The 14,200-nt window shown below is 70.3% G+C and carries 17 protein-coding genes and 2 riboswitches; of the genes, 5 read left to right on the top strand and 12 right to left on the bottom strand.

Translation table 11 applies throughout. The features are described from left to right. Window positions 1-110 precede the first annotated feature (110 nt). Both ACWEPG_RS25800 and ACWEPG_RS25795 read left to right on the top strand, forming a co-directional pair. A complete protein-coding gene (locus tag ACWEPG_RS25800) occupies window positions 111-1,067 on the top strand; it encodes an N-acetylglutamate synthase, CG3035 family (protein ID WP_450136022.1) in 957 nt (318 codons plus the stop codon). Between the two features lie 72 nt (window positions 1,068-1,139). Further along, window positions 1,140-1,955, top strand: coding sequence for an exodeoxyribonuclease III (locus ACWEPG_RS25795; protein WP_450116851.1), 816 nt, complete (start codon window positions 1,140-1,142; stop codon window positions 1,953-1,955). Between the two features lie 112 nt (window positions 1,956-2,067). Here the strand turns inward: ACWEPG_RS25795 and ACWEPG_RS25790 are convergent, their stop codons facing one another. The 3 genes from ACWEPG_RS25790 to ACWEPG_RS25780 all read right to left on the bottom strand — a co-directional run bounded on the left by ACWEPG_RS25790 (window position 2,068) and on the right by ACWEPG_RS25780 (window position 3,432). Next, complete coding sequence (locus ACWEPG_RS25790) at window positions 2,068-2,496, bottom strand: SPW repeat protein (RefSeq protein WP_452595678.1); 429 nt, start codon at window positions 2,494-2,496, stop codon at window positions 2,068-2,070. Between the two features lie 107 nt (window positions 2,497-2,603). Then, the gene (locus tag ACWEPG_RS25785) at window positions 2,604-2,984 is read right to left on the bottom strand and encodes a GNAT family N-acetyltransferase (protein WP_450116849.1); all 381 of its coding nucleotides are present in this window, start codon (window positions 2,982-2,984) and stop codon (window positions 2,604-2,606) included. A gap of 106 nt (window positions 2,985-3,090) precedes the next feature. Then, on the bottom strand, window positions 3,091-3,432 hold the full coding sequence (locus tag ACWEPG_RS25780) for a GNAT family N-acetyltransferase (RefSeq protein WP_450116848.1): 342 nt from the start codon (window positions 3,430-3,432) through the stop codon (window positions 3,091-3,093). Window positions 3,433-3,598: 166 nt separating this feature from the next. Next, window positions 3,599-3,725: riboswitch (TPP riboswitch) on the top strand. Between ACWEPG_RS25780 and thiC the strand changes: the two genes are divergently transcribed. Beyond that, entirely contained in the window at window positions 3,716-5,368 is a 1,653-nt protein-coding gene (gene thiC, locus ACWEPG_RS25775; RefSeq protein ID WP_452595677.1) for a phosphomethylpyrimidine synthase ThiC, read from the top strand. Its footprint overlaps the riboswitch before it by 10 nt. A 10-nt stretch (window positions 5,369-5,378) precedes the next feature. Further along, a complete protein-coding gene (gene thiD / locus ACWEPG_RS25770; RefSeq protein ID WP_450116846.1) occupies window positions 5,379-6,245 on the top strand; it encodes a bifunctional hydroxymethylpyrimidine kinase/phosphomethylpyrimidine kinase in 867 nt (288 codons plus the stop codon). On the opposite strand, the gene ACWEPG_RS25765 is transcribed toward thiD, so the two are convergent. The 8 genes from ACWEPG_RS25765 to thiO form a co-directional block, all read right to left on the bottom strand. Further along, window positions 6,233-6,418, bottom strand: coding sequence for a hypothetical protein (locus ACWEPG_RS25765; RefSeq protein WP_450116845.1), 186 nt, complete (start codon window positions 6,416-6,418; stop codon window positions 6,233-6,235). The two genes, thiD and ACWEPG_RS25765, sit on opposite strands and share 13 nt — an antisense overlap. A gap of 43 nt (window positions 6,419-6,461) precedes the next feature. Next, window positions 6,462-7,286: an adenylate/guanylate cyclase domain-containing protein gene (locus tag ACWEPG_RS25760; RefSeq protein ID WP_452595676.1), complete on the bottom strand. Its 825-nt coding sequence runs from the start codon at window positions 7,284-7,286 to the stop codon at window positions 6,462-6,464. A gap of 89 nt (window positions 7,287-7,375) precedes the next feature. Then, window positions 7,376-8,170: an ABC transporter permease gene (locus ACWEPG_RS25755; protein ID WP_452595675.1), complete on the bottom strand. Its 795-nt coding sequence runs from the start codon at window positions 8,168-8,170 to the stop codon at window positions 7,376-7,378. Next, window positions 8,170-9,105 (bottom strand): ABC transporter ATP-binding protein, encoded by a 936-nt coding sequence (locus ACWEPG_RS25750; protein ID WP_450116842.1) that lies wholly within the window; start codon window positions 9,103-9,105, stop codon window positions 8,170-8,172. The genes ACWEPG_RS25755 and ACWEPG_RS25750 overlap by 1 nt, the downstream gene beginning before the upstream one ends. A gap of 132 nt (window positions 9,106-9,237) precedes the next feature. Further along, a complete protein-coding gene (gene ppk2, locus ACWEPG_RS25745; protein ID WP_450116855.1) occupies window positions 9,238-10,185 on the bottom strand; it encodes a polyphosphate kinase 2 in 948 nt (315 codons plus the stop codon). 120 nt (window positions 10,186-10,305) lie between these two features. Beyond that, window positions 10,306-11,061 (bottom strand): thiazole synthase, encoded by a 756-nt coding sequence (gene thiG, locus ACWEPG_RS25740; protein ID WP_452595674.1) that lies wholly within the window; start codon window positions 11,059-11,061, stop codon window positions 10,306-10,308. Beyond that, window positions 11,054-11,269: a sulfur carrier protein ThiS gene (gene thiS, locus ACWEPG_RS25735; protein WP_450116840.1), complete on the bottom strand. Its 216-nt coding sequence runs from the start codon at window positions 11,267-11,269 to the stop codon at window positions 11,054-11,056. Before thiS ends, thiG begins: the two co-directional genes overlap by 8 nt. Before the next feature lie 7 nt (window positions 11,270-11,276). Beyond that, window positions 11,277-12,353, bottom strand: a complete 1,077-nt coding sequence (gene thiO / locus ACWEPG_RS25730; RefSeq protein WP_452595673.1) for a glycine oxidase ThiO — start codon at window positions 12,351-12,353, stop codon at window positions 11,277-11,279. Beyond that, a riboswitch (TPP riboswitch) is annotated at window positions 12,350-12,461 on the bottom strand. Its footprint overlaps the gene before it by 4 nt. A gap of 26 nt (window positions 12,462-12,487) precedes the next feature. Between thiO and thiE the strand changes: the two genes are divergently transcribed. Continuing rightward, window positions 12,488-13,195: a thiamine phosphate synthase gene (gene thiE / locus ACWEPG_RS25725; RefSeq protein WP_452595672.1), complete on the top strand. Its 708-nt coding sequence runs from the start codon at window positions 12,488-12,490 to the stop codon at window positions 13,193-13,195. 100 nt (window positions 13,196-13,295) lie between these two features. Here the strand turns inward: thiE and ACWEPG_RS25720 are convergent, their stop codons facing one another. Beyond that, a complete protein-coding gene (locus ACWEPG_RS25720; RefSeq protein WP_450116837.1) occupies window positions 13,296-14,168 on the bottom strand; it encodes an NUDIX hydrolase in 873 nt (290 codons plus the stop codon). Window positions 14,169-14,200: the final 32 nt, after the last annotated feature.

Below are 14,200 nucleotides of genomic sequence, written 5' to 3'. Positions count from 1 at the left end.
GCCCCGAGCCGACCGGTGGCCCCACACCCGAGCCGACCGGTGGCCCCACACCCGAGCCGACCGGTGGCCTCACCCCCGCGGACGAGGGCGCGTCCGCGGCGACCGTGCAATTGCCCACCGCGCCGCGACTCGGCAGCCGGGTCGTCCTGCGGTACAAACTGCCGCCGGGCTATCCCCAACCGTTGACCGACATCATCGGGGAACTCGTCGCCCTGACGCCGGCCGTGGTGGTGCGCGCCGAGGACGGCCGGGTGGTTCAGGTGTCCGCGGACCAGGTGGTGGCGCTCAAGGCGATCGGGCCGCGCCGGGTCACGACGCGGGAGATCCGGGCGCTCGAACTGGCGGCCGCGGACGGCTGGCCGGGAACCGAACAGTCGTGGATCGACGGCTGGTTGGCCCGCAGCGGCGGGGGGTTCACCCGCCGTGCCAACGCCGCGGCGCCGCTGGGGCGGGCGCACCGGATCGGTGACCTGCATTCGGGCGACACCCTGGACCGGCTGCGGGCCTGGTACGCCGACCGCGGGCAGCCGCTGACGCTGCTGCTGCCCCACCGGCTCGGCGCGGCGCCGGAGGGCTGGACGCTGTCAGCGGAGGTACAGGTGATGGCCGCCGACATCACGAACCTGACGCTGCCGGAAGGCGAGTCACTGGTGACGGTCTCCCCGGAACCGGGGCCCGGGTGGCTTCCTCTGTACCACTACCGCGGCGCGCCCCTGCCGGAATCGGCGCCGGCAGTGCTGGCGTCGGTCCGGGACGGCGAGCTCGGGTTCGGTGCGCTCGGCAGCCCGGAGACCGAACTGCTCGCAATCGCCCGCGCCGCGATCACCGAGGCCCCCGACGGGCGGCGCTGGGTGGGGCTTGCGGCCGTCGAGGTCGCCCCGGCGCACCGCCGCCGCGGACTCGGCATGCTGATCTGCGCGGAGATGATCCGGTGGGGCCGCGGCCGTGGCGCCACCCACGCCTACGTTCAGGTCGAGGCCGACAACGCGCCTGCGATCGAGCTGTACCGCACCCTCGGGCTGATCGACCACCACCGCTACCGCTACGCCACCGCACCCGAGCGCTGAGCCGCCGTGCGGGTGGAGATTCCCTTCCACCCGCACGGTCGCGATGTCGGTGGGCGGCACTACGCTGCGGGCATGCGATTGGCGACGTGGAATGTGAACTCGGTGCGAGCCCGGACGGACCGGATCGTGGACTGGCTGACCCGCACCGACACCGACGTGCTCGCCATGCAGGAGACCAAGTGCCGGGACGACCAGTTCCCGACCGAGCGGTTCACCGAACTCGGCTACGAGGTCGCGCACGTCGGCCTGAGCCAGTGGAACGGGGTGGCGATCGTCTCCCGCGTCGGGCTCGAGGACGTGCAGGTCGGGTTCGAGGGGCAGCCCGGGTTCGCCAAGCAGGCGCCCGACACACTCGACGTCGTGACCCCGGTCGTCGAGGCCCGCGCGATCGGCGCGACCTGCGGCGGGGTCCGGGTGTGGAGCCTGTACGTGCCGAACGGCCGCGAGCTGTCGGACCCGCACTACACCTACAAGCTGGACTGGCTCGCGACACTGCGGGACGACGCCGCGAAGTGGTTGGCCGAGGACCCGAACGCGCAGGTCGCCCTGGTCGGGGACTGGAACGTCGCCCCGACCGACGAGGACGTGTGGGATCCGGCGCTGTTCGAGGGCAAGACCCACACGTCGCAGCCGGAACGGGACGCGTTCGCCGCGTTCGAGGAGGTCGGGTTCGCCGAGGTGACCCGTCCGCACACCCCCGGCCCGGGTGTGTACACCTACTGGGACTACACGCAGTTGCGGTTCCCGAAGCGGCAGGGCATGCGGATCGACTTCCAGTACGCCTCCCCCGCGTTGGCCGCCCGCGTCACCGGCGCCTCGATCGACCGCGAGGAGAGAAAGGGCAAGGGCGCCAGCGATCACGCGCCCGTCGTCATCGAACTCGACTAGCGCGGAATTCGGGTCAACGAAGCCGTTCGGGTCAACGAAGCCGGCCGGGGACGGTCAAGACCGTCCCCGGCTGCTCGACAACCCGGGCCGCCGACGGGGTTGCTGCGGTTCCTCACCTTCTGGTGCGCATGAATCCGATACCCATCAGGCCGAGTCCCAGCACCAGGACCACGGCACCACAGACCACGTTCGACCAGATCATCCCGGTCGTCGTCGACACTCCGGTGACCACCCACGGCGAGATGATCATCCACACGCCGAGGACGGGCAGTGTGAATGTGACTCCGTGAAGGCGGCCGAAGGCCGACGCGAGTCCAAACGCGAACACGGCCGTCGCGAGTCCGGCGATCAGGTTGCTCATCATCAGCGTGGTTGTGCCACTGAATCCGATGACCCACGGCGACGCGGCCATGTAGAGGCCGGCCAGCATGAGCAGACCCTCGTTCGTCTGCGCGAGCGGGTCGCCCGCGGCCTGGTCGTACTTGTCACGTAGCGCGGCGATGTCCGGGTGCTTCTCAATGGGCAGGTTCGCTGTCGACATGATGCCCACACCTCCTCGAGATGGAGAGGGAACACGTCCTCCCTCTCCCCTCGATTCTATTGCGAGACAGGGGCCAGGGACCGCCGCGAGCTGGACCGATGTGCCGATCAGCCGGCGTCGTCGAGCAGCCCCAGGTACTCGGTGTGGGTGCCGAGGTAACGCTGCACGTAGGTGCAGACGGGGTGCAGTCGCCACCCCCGGACCCGGGCCTCCTCGAGGACCTCGCGCACGAGCACGGCCGCCCAACCGCGGCCGCCGTACTCCTCCTTGACGACGGTGTGCATGAGCGCGACGGCGGCGCCGTCCTCGGGAGCGCCGTCCCGGTCGTCGAGCCGGCGGTAGCCGAGAATGCCGATCAGATCGCCGTCGACCCAGAGGTCGAAGCGCGCGTGTGCGGGATTGTGCTCGACCTCGGCCAGGGCGGGGTCGGCGGGCGCAGCGACGGGCGTCGTCACCGCCGCTGCCTGGTCCGGGTGTCGCTTGAACATGGCGTCATGCAATCAGCATTCGGGTCGATTCGCCGCCCGGCGCGGGCCCGACAGACAAGTTGTCGCTCATCCTTCGTCGAATCGTGGCCGAATCGCCGCCGGGCGATCACACCGGCACCAGCATGTCCCGGTACTCGGGGTTCGCCACGACGAATCGCTGCAGGTAGGTGCACACCGGGCGGATCTTCCAGCCGTACCCCCGCGCCGCGTCGAGGGCACGTCGGACCATCACGGCGGCCAGGCCGCGGTGCCCGAAGTCCTCGACGATGACGGTGTGCAGGAAGGACACCACCGGCGCTCCCGCCCGCCGTTTGGCGCTCACCGCTCCGCCGTTCGACTCCAGGTCGTAATACCCCAGGATGCCGACGAGGTCGCCGTTGAGCCACAGCTCGAAGCGGTTCTGAGCTGCATTGTTCATCACCTCGGCGGTCGGTGTGTCCGCGAACATCGGCCTTGTCTCCTTGCCCACCCGTAACGAAAATGTGATCCACGCCACTATAGGTCGGTGCCGGTTTGCGCGACAGGGAACGCGCAGAAAACTCGCCAACCGGACAGGTGCGCCTCCCCGGCCCGCACCCGCGGGAGGCGCCCGGCTATCGTCGGCGGCGACAACTCAACAAACCCACGGGGGCTCGCACCAGCGGGCTGAGAGGACGGCTAGCTCTCCACGAGCGGACAGGGCCGTCGACCGTATGAACCTGACCGGGTAATGCCGGCGTAGGGAGATTTCGATGAGGGACACCTCAACCTTCGACGGCGCCGTCGCCACGACTGCCGTCACGACCGGTCCGATCGCGGGCAGCAGCAAGCGGTACCTCGAGGTCGACGGGCTGTCGATTCCGGTCCGGCGCGTACAGCTGACCACCGGCGACCACCTCGACCTGTACGACACCTCCGGCCCGTACACCGACGAGTCCGCACGGATCGACCTCGACGCCGGCCTGCCGCCGGTACGCGCGTCCTGGCCACGCCCGGAGGGCGCCACCACCCAACTCGGCTGGGCCCGAGCCGGGGTGATCACCGACGAGATGCGCTATTGCGCTGCCCGCGAAGGGGTTTCCCCGGAGCTGGTGCGCGAGGAGGTCGCGGCGGGGCGGGCGGTGATCCCCGCCAACCGGCGCCACCCGGAACTCGAACCCATGGTGATCGGCAAGCGGTTCGCGGTGAAGATCAACGCGAACATCGGGAACTCGGCGGTGACCTCCTCGATCGCCGAGGAGGTGGAGAAGATGGTGTGGGCGACCCGCTGGGGCGCCGACACCATCATGGACCTGTCCACCGGCCGCAACATCCACGAGACGCGGGAGTGGATCCTGCGCAACTCCCCCGTCCCGGTCGGCACGGTCCCGATCTACCAGGCACTCGAGAAGGTCGGCGGCGACCCGACGAAGCTGACGTGGGAGCTGTACCGCGACACCGTGATCGAGCAGTGTGAGCAGGGTGTGGACTACATGACGGTGCACGCCGGGGTGCTGCTGCGGTACGTACCGCTGGCGGCGAAGCGGGTCACCGGCATCGTCTCGCGTGGCGGGTCGATCATGGCGGCCTGGTGCCTGGCACACCACCGGGAGTCGTTCCTGTACACGCACTTCGAGGAACTCTGCGAGATCCTCGCCCGCTACGACGTCACCTTCTCGCTCGGCGACGGACTGCGTCCCGGCTCGATCGCCGACGCCAACGACGAGGCCCAGTTCGCCGAGCTGCGGACCCTCGGCGAACTGACGAAGGTCGCGAAATCCCATGGCGTGCAGGTGATGATCGAGGGTCCCGGGCACGTGCCGATGCACAAGATCGTCGAGAACGTGCGACTGGAAGAGGAGTGGTGCGAGGAGGCGCCGTTCTACACCCTCGGCCCCCTTGCCACCGACATCGCGCCCGCCTACGACCACATCACGTCGGCGATCGGCGCGGCGATGATCGCCCAGGCCGGGACCGCGATGCTCTGCTACGTGACCCCGAAGGAGCATCTGGGACTGCCGAATCGCGACGATGTGAAGGTCGGTGTCGTCACCTACAAGATCGCCGCGCACGCCGCGGACCTGGCCAAGGGTCATCCGCGTGCCCAGGAGCGTGACGACGCACTGTCCACGGCCCGTTTCGAGTTCCGCTGGCACGACCAGTTCGCGCTCTCCCTCGACCCGGACACCGCCCGCGAGTACCACGACGAGACGCTGCCCGCGGAACCGGCGAAGACCGCGCACTTCTGTTCGATGTGCGGCCCGAAGTTCTGCTCCATGCGGATCTCCGCCGATGTCCGGGCCTACGCCGAGGAGCACGGCCTGACCGACGCGACCGCGATCGAGGCAGGCATGGCGGAGATGTCCGACGAGTTCACCCGTTCCGGCGGGCAGGTGTACCTGCCCGTCGTCTCGGCCGATCGATAGGCTTTTCGTTGTGAACCTGCTGCCACTGACCCCCGACGGGCAGACGCCCGTCCGCGCCCTCACCATCGCCGGGACCGATTCCGGCGGCGGTGCGGGAATCCAGGCCGACTCCCGCACGATGGCGATGCTCGGTGTGCACGCATGCGTCGCCGTCGCGGCGGTGACGGTGCAGAACTCCGTTGGGGTCAGTGGTTTTCACGAGATTCCGCCGCAGATCGTCGCCGACCAGGTGCGCAGCGTGGTCGGCGACATCGGGGTGAGCGCCGCGAAGACCGGCATGCTCGCGTCCACCGCGATCATCGAGTCCGTCGCGCAGGTGTGCACCGAGGTGGGCATCGGCAAGGGGCAACCGGTCCCGCTGGTGGTGGACCCGGTGTGCGCGTCCATGCACGGCGACCCACTGCTGCACGCGGAGGCCCTCGACGCGGTGCGGCACACGTTGATCCCGATCGCGTCGCTGGTCACGCCGAACCTCGACGAGGTGCGGCTGATCACCGGTGTCGACGTCGTCGACGACGCGACCGCCCGTCGCGCCGCCGAGGCGCTCCACGGATTGGGGGCGCAGTGGGCCCTCGTCAAGGGTGGGCACCTGCGCACGTCGACCGAATCGACCGACCTGCTGTTCGACGGTGAGCGCTTCCACGAGTTCACCAGCCCGCGGATCGACACCGGCAACGATCACGGCGGCGGTGACACCCTCGCCGCCGCGGTGGCGTGCGCGCTGGCGCACGGCCGCACGATGCCCGAGGCCGTCGAGTTCGGGAAGCAATGGGTGACCCGCTGCCTCGCGGCGTCCTACGACCTCGGCGCGGGACACGGGCCCGTCTCGCCGCTCTGGCGCCTGCACGTGGGCGCGGAGGAAGGTCAGCGCGAGTAGTCCCTGAACGTCATCACGAACCCGACCGCGACCACGGCCGCCGCCACGAGATACACGGCGATACGGAACCAGTAGGCCCCGTAGCCGTAGTAGTTCACGGCGAACGCACCCGCCATCGCGGCGAGGATCAGGACGAGTCCGTAAAAGGGTGTGCGTTGTTCCCGATCAACCATGCCTCCAGTGTCGGCGCCGTGGGCACTGGAGGCAATGGTCGCGTCACAGCGGCCGAACGGTGTACATCTGGAGGTCGTTCGGCACTCCGCGCGGGGCGCTGGCGAACAGTCCGCGGCGGTAGGGACGGACCCGCAATCCCAGCTCGTCGAGGCGGTCGGACCCCAGGGCGTCGACGGTGGCCGCCGACGCCATCACCTTGCCGTCGGCCCCCGCCTGCATCACTCGCGCGGCGACGTTGACGTCCACGCCGAGCCAGTCGGCACCGACCTGCCTGGGCATGCCCGTGTGCACGCCCACCCGCATCCGGGGCCGGTGGCCGTGACACTCGACCGTCGCGAGTGCGGCGCGGGCCTCGAACACCGCCTCGAGCGCGCCATCCGGTCGGGCGAAGACGGCCATCATGCCGTCGCCCATCCGTTTGACGACGTGGCCGCCGTGGTCGGCGACCGGTGGTTCGATCGCCCGCGCGACCGCGCGGAGCAGCTCGACCGTCGCCTCGTCGCCGGCGGCGAGCGCGAAGTCCGAGTAGCCGACCAGATCGGTGAACACGAGCGTCATCGCGCGGGTGCCGCGGCCGCGGCCGGTGCGTTCGAGCAGCGCCTGCCACACCTGCAGCGCGCCGAGGCCGACCTCCCGGGAGACCCCGGGGTGGTCGTCGAGGAGTCGGTCGGCGACCCGGGCGACGGCCCGCGCCCCGCCCGGTCCGGCGGTGGAGAGCGGGTCCCCGAACCCCGGATCGCCGGGCAGCGCCCGGCGCACCCGGCGGACTGCGTCCACCGCGGCGGGCGCCCTGTCGACCGCCAACGCCCAGGCCAGGGCCGACGCGACGCGGCCGCGGCCGTCACCGTCCTCGGGTTGCTCGGTCATCGACGAAGTGTAACCACCGGTCACACACATGCGCCGCTGAGTCCTTTTGGCCCGTGTGCGGGCCAAGAGGACTCACCGGCACGAAGTGCCTACGCGTCGCGGCGGTTGACGACGAACAGGGCCGCCCCGAACACGACCGCGACGACCACGGTGAAGTACACCAGGCTGCCCCACGGACCCCAGTGCCAGTCGATGCCCTGATCGGAGCCGAGGAAGTGGTTGGCATTCGCGAATGGCAGGAACGGCTGGATCTCCCGGCCCACCTTGCCGAACAGGCCGAACAGCGACTCGATCAGCAGCGGCCACAACAGCAGCAGGGTGATCGCGCCGGCCGACTGCCGCACCAGCGACCCGACCGCGACGGCGAGCACGACGCACAACAGCGCGTAGATCGGCACGCCGTAGATCGCACGCCAGGCGTCGGATCCGGAGAGCTTCAGGAGGGCACCGGCCTCGCTGCCCGCGGTGGTCTTGGCGATCGCGTAGGCGCCGAAGGTCAGCACGAACGTCAGCACGGCACCGAAGATCCCGATCAGCCCGGCCTTGGTGATCAGCACGGTGTCGCGCTTCGGCACCGCCTGGAAGGTGGTCCGGATGATCCCGAACCGGTACTCGCTGGTCACCGCCAGCGCCGCCAGGATCATCAGGACGAGCACGCCGAATCCGGTCACGCCGCCGACCGCGTCGGCCAGCGTGGGCAGGAACGGGTCCATGCCCGGATTCTCGCCGTTCGCGAGCTGGTCGTTGTACGCGGTCAGGCTCACCTTCGCGGTCAGGCCGATCACCGCGGCCAGGCCGAGCCCGAGCGCGATGATCGCGACGGTGCACCACAACGGCGACTTCGTCGAGGTGAGCTTGATGCGTTCCGCTGCCACGACACCCATCAGAGCGCCCCTCCCATCACGTCGGCCTGGTACTGCACGTCGTCGCCGGTCATCTTCATGAACGCGTCCTCGAGCGAGCCGCGCTGCGCGGACAGCTCGTGCAGGACGATGCCCTGCCCACCGGCGATCTGCCCGACCGTGTCGGTGGTGGCGCCACGAACGATCAGCACCGCGGCCCCGTTCTCCCCGACGCCGTCCGACTGCACGGCCAGACCCTGTGCGACCAGCGCGGACTTCAGTGCGTCGAGCTGCGGGCTGCGCACCCGCACCGACGACTCGGAGGACCGGTCGACGAACTCGTGGACCGGCGAGTCGGAGACGAGTCGGCCGCGACCGATCACGACGAGATGTTCCGCGGTCAGCGCCATCTCGGACAGCAGATGGCTGGACACGAGGACGGTGCGCCCCTCCGCGGCCAGCTGCTGCATGAACTTGCGGATCCAGACGATGCCCTCCGGGTCGAGACCGTTGACCGGCTCGTCGAAGAGCAGCACCTTCGGGTCACCGAGCAGCGCACCCGCCAGCCCGAGCCGCTGCGCCATGCCGAGCGAGAACCCGCCGGCCTTCTTGCCCGCGACCTCGGTCAGGCCGACCAGCCGCAGCACCTCGTCGACGCGCGAGCCCGGGATCCCGTTGGATGCGGCCATCCACTGCAGGTGCGCTTTCGCGGACCTGTTGGGGTGCACCCACTTGGCGTCCAGCAGGGCACCGACGGTGCGCAGCGGCTGCTTCAGGTCGTGGTACGGCTTACCGTCGATCAGCGCGACACCGGCGGTGGGCCGATCCAGACCGAGGATCATCCGCATGGTTGTCGACTTTCCTGCGCCGTTCGGGCCCAGGAAGCCGGTGACGATTCCGGGACGCACGGTGAAGGTCAGGTCGTCGACCGCCCTCACGTCCCCGAATGTCTTCGTCAATCCCCTCACTTCAATCATGCCCGCCAGCATTCCGGAAAAACCCGGCGCGCACATCCTCCACAGGTCGTGCGTCGTGTCGTCCTCAGGGATGACACGCCGGTTCCGCGCCGGGGCCGCGACGTCGTCGCGACACGGCGCCCGTCGCCGGTGTCAGGGTCGGACCTGACCGTTCCCGCTCACCGGATCGGGGATGGTCGGGAACCGGTCGGCAGGCATCTCGCCCTCGTCGTACACCGTCTGCGGCGGACCGATGATCAACGGATCCGGGGTCCCGACGACCCGCGGGTCCTTGCCTGCGTAGTCGAACTTCGACAGCACCCAGCGCATCGCCTCGAGCCGCGCCCGCTTCTTGTCGTTGGACTTGACGATCGTCCACGGCGCGTGCGGAGTGTCGGTGTAGAACAGCATGTTCTCCTTGGCCTCGGTGTAGGCGTCCCACTTGTCGAGGCTCGCCAGGTCGGTCGGCGAGAGCTTCCACTGCTTGACCGGGTCGGTGCTCCGGGCCACGAACCGCGCGTGCTGTTCCTCCCGCCCGACCGAGAACCAGAACTTGACCAGACGAATGCCCGATTGCACCAGCATGCGTTCGAATTCCGGTGCCGATCGGGTGAATTCGAGGTACTCGGTGGGCGTGCAGTAGCCCATGACCCGTTCCACGCCGGCCCGGTTGTACCAGGACCGGTCCATCAGGACGATCTCGCCGCCGGCGGGCAGGTGCGCCACGTACCGCTGGAAGTACCACTGGGTCCGCTCGCGTTCGGTGGGCTTCTCGAGCGCCATCACGCGGGCACCACGGGGGTTGAGGTGTTCGGTGAACCGTTTGATCGCGCCACCCTTGCCCGCCGCGTCCCGGCCCTCGAAGATGATGACGATCTTCTCGTCGTTCTCCTTGACCCATGCCTGCAGCTTGAGCATCTCGATCTGCAGGGCACGTTTGCGGAACTCGTACTGCCGCCGCGTCATCTTCTTGTCGTACGGGTAGCCGTGCCGCCACGGCGCGTCGGGGCCCTCTTCGGGCCGGGCGCGACCGGACTTGCGCAGCAGCTCGCCGATCTCGTCGATCTCCGGGGTGACGTCGATGGTTTCGGGTGCGGCCAGCTCGAAGTTCCCGTCGGCTCGTTGCCCGTCAGGATGTGCGTGACCGGATTGCTGCTCGTTCACGTTGTCGAGACTACCGCCGCGCGACCCGTCCGGCAGGCCGCGCGGCGGACGAAAATCCTATAGTTCGGGTGACGACGCCTGCGCCCAGAACCGCTTCGGGATCCGGCCGGCCCGCCGCGCCTGGTACCCGGCGGTGACGGCCGACGCCATCGCGGACGCCATCAGGGCAGGATCCTTGGCACGGGTGACCGCGGTCGCCAGCAGCACTGCGTCGCAGCCGAGTTCCATCGCACGGGTCGCGTCGCTGGCGGTGCCGATGCCGGCGTCGAGGATCACCGGCACCCCCGCCGCCTCGACGATCATCTCGATGTTCTGCGGGTTGCAGATGCCCAGCCCGGTGCCGATCGGTGCGCCCAGCGGCATCACCGCCGCACAACCGACGTCCTCGAGCCGCTTCGCCAGCACCGGGTCGTCGGTCGTGTACGGCAGCACCGTGAAGCCGTCGTCTACGAGTTGCTCTGCGGCACTGACCAGTTCGATGGCATCGGGCAGCAGGGTACGGTCGTCGGCGATCACCTCGAGCTTGACCCAGTCGGTTTCCAGAGCCTCCCGGGCCAGCTGCGCGGTCAGCACCGCCTCCGCCGCACCACGACAACCCGCGGTGTTCGGCAGCGGCGCGATGTCCAACCGGCGCAACAGGTCGAGCACGCCGGTGCCACCGGCGGCATCGACCCGGCGCATGGCGACGGTGGTCAGTTCGGTACCGGACGCGACGAGCGCCTCCTCGAGCACCGTCAGGTTCGCCGCACCGCCGGTCCCCATGATCAGCCGGGACCCGAAGGTGCGACCGGCGATCGTCAGCTGCTCACCCACCCTGCACCGCCGTGAGGATCTCGATCTCCCAACCCTTTTCGACCACGCGGTCCCACGTGGCGCGCGGGACGACGGCACCGTCCACCGCGACCGCGATGCCCTTCTCGGGCAGGCCGAGACGGGCGAGAAGCTGCGCCACCGTCGTCGGTTCGGACAGCTGGTGGTCCTCGCCGTTGACGGTGATCCCGATGTTCACCATGTCTGTCATCGATTCCTCATTCGTGCGTCGAAACCAGTGTGCCGAAGCGTTCCGGGCGGCAGGACGTCGCCTCCGGCAGCGGCGTGCCGTTCAGTTCGGCGACCACCGCGTCCGCGGACAGCGGGGTCAGCAGGATGCCGTTGCGGCCGTGCCCGGCGGCGAGCACCACCCGGTCGGTGACCCGGCCCAGGATCGGCAGGTTGTCGGGACTCATCGGGCGCAGACCCGCGGCCGTCTCGTGCAGTTCGTACTCGCCGATGCTGGGCATCAGGGCCTGCGCGTCGGCGATCAGGTCCCGGACCCCGGCCACGGTCACGGCGGTGTCGTCACCGGACTCGTGCTGGGTTGCGCCGACGACCAGTCCGTCGCCGCGGGGTACCAGGTACACCGGCCTGCCGTGAACGCTGGCGCGGATCGTCCGGCTCGGCGCAGGCGCCACGCCGGGCCGATACCGCAGCCGCAACACCTCCCCCTTGACCGGCCGCACCGGCAGCCCCGGCCACAGCCGCGCCGCGGCCGTGCCTGCGGCGAGTACCACCTGATCGGCGGGCAGCGCGTCCACGTCCGCGACGGCCTCGGCCACGAATGTCACCCCGGCGGCGGTACACGCGGACCGCAGCGCCCGCACCAGCGCGCGGTTGTCGACGGCGAACTCCGCGGCGGCGAGCAGCGCCAGCCGAATCGTCGGGGCGAGGGACGGTTCCGCTTCCCGGATCTGCGCGCGGGTCAACAGGTCCAGCCGGTAGCCGCGCCCGTCGAGCCACTCGGCGACGGTGCGCAGGTCCGTCGCGTCGGCGGCGTCCAGCGCGACGGTCATCGAACTCTGCGAGGTGAACAGCGTCTCGCCCGTCGCCCGTTCGAGTTGGGACCCGAACCCCGGCCACCGGTCCAGGGACGCGGCCCCGGCGGCGAGCACCTCGTCCTCGCCGGGCCAGCCCTCGGACAGCGGGGCGAGCATGCCGCCCGCCACCCACGACGCCCCCGACCCGACGGCCGGGTCGTGCAGGGTCACCGCCCACCCGGACCGAGCCGCGCGCCACGCGATCGACAGTCCGATCACGCCGCCACCGACCACCGCGACGGTTCCGTTCACCACTCCACCTCACTCCCTGCGCCGGCATGATCCGGGTCAGGTCTGACGGTCGGGGCTCGCGAGCCCCCTCTCAGCCCCGCGTTCGCCGGGACTCCCGTGTCACTTTCGTTCACCCAGAGACTACCGTTGGCCCCGTGCCCACCTCGCAAGCCGGTCATCACCCGACACCGCGCGAACGCCTCGCCACCGCGCGCCTGTACCTGTGCACCGACGCCCGACGGGAGCGCGGCGACCTGGCGAAGTTCGCCGACGCCGTCCTGTCCGGCGGTGTCGACATCATCCAGCTCCGTGACAAGGGCTCGGCAGGCGAACGCGAGTTCGGCCGGATCGAGGCCCGCGAGGAGCTGGCGGCGCTCGCCGAACTGGCGGCCGCGTGCCGACGACACGGTGCACTGCTCGCCGTCAACGACCGCGCCGACCTCGCGCTGGCGTCCGGGGCCGACGTGCTGCACCTCGGGCAGGGCGACCTGCCGGTGCACTATGCGCGCGAGATCGTGGGGCCGGACGTGGTGATCGGCCGCTCGACCGGCAGTCGTGCGCAGGCGCAGCTCGCCGCGATCGAGGAAGGTGTCGACTACTTCGCCACCGGTCCGGTGTGGGCGACCCCGACCAAGCCCGGCCGCAGCGCCTCCGGTCTCGAGCTGGTCCGCCAGGTCGCCGAGTCGGATCCGACGATGCCGTGGTTCGCGATCGGCGGCATCGACGAGGAGCGCCTGCCCGAAGTCCTGAACGCGGGCGCCACCCGGGTCGCCGTGGTACGGGCGATCACCGAGGCCCGCGATCCGCAGGCCGCGGCCCGCTCCCTCGCCGACGCCCTCGACCGCAACGCCACCGCCCGCTGACCCCGTTCCCCCCTCGCCAGCTGTTCCCTAATGTCACATTGGCTCACTTGGCGATACCCAATGTGACATTAGGGAACCTCGGCGAGGGTGGGCGAAGCGGTCAGTCCAACCAGGACAGCACGGTGGAGGGCGAGAAGCGCAGCACCGTCTCCGGCAGCCTGTCACGCAAGCCGCGGTCGGCGGTGACGACGGCGGTCAGTTCACCCGCTACTCCGGTCAGGGTGGTCGCCCCGCCCGGGCCGGTCGCGAGGAGTGCGAGGGTGTCGTCGCCGCTGCCCGACGCGACGTGCACCGGCACCCGCACGTCCGCCTCGGCGACGGCCGCGGCCTGACCTTCGAGCACCGCCTCGACCCGCGGCAGCCAACCGAACCCGCCGTCCGGGAGCTCGATCGTCCGCGGCAGGGTTGCCGCGATGCCGGCGAGTAGCCGCCCGGTCGCGCCTGCGCGGTCCCGCCACCAGCCGTCGGGACGCGACCCGACGACGTTGGCGGTGTCGAGGAGCAATCGCACCGGGGCGGCCCGCAATCCCGGCCAGCTCGCCTCGAAGCCCGGGTGCAGCGGCAGGTCCGTCACCTGATCCTCGGGCACCCAGCGCAGTTCGGTGCTCTCCCCGTTCGGCACGGTGTCCAGTGTGAACTCGGCGTCCGCGATCACCGTCGTGTACGTCCAGTCCCCGCCGGCGGCGCGGGCGGTGACTCGTTCCGCCCGCACCCGTAGGTGGGCGGAGTCGATCCCGGCCTCCTCCTCGGCTTCCCGAACCGCGGCGTGGGTGGTGGTCTCGTGCGAGTCCCTCGCTCCGCCGGGCAGGGCCCATGTTCCGCCCTGATGGCTCCACGCGGCCCGGTGTTGGAGCAGCACGGCCGACCCGCCGCCGGGCATCGGGGCACGCAGCAGCAGACCGGCAGCGCCGTACCGTCCCCAGTAGCGGCTGCCGTCTCCGCTCTTCGCCCAGCCGTCCCCGTCACCGCGCATCGACTTCGCTCACCTACCCCGTGTACTCGGAT

It is taken from the genome of Rhodococcus sp. NPDC004095 (assembly GCF_053604015.1).
Note: the sequence above shows the minus strand (reverse complement) of the source record. Positions and strands in the feature narration are given on the sequence as shown.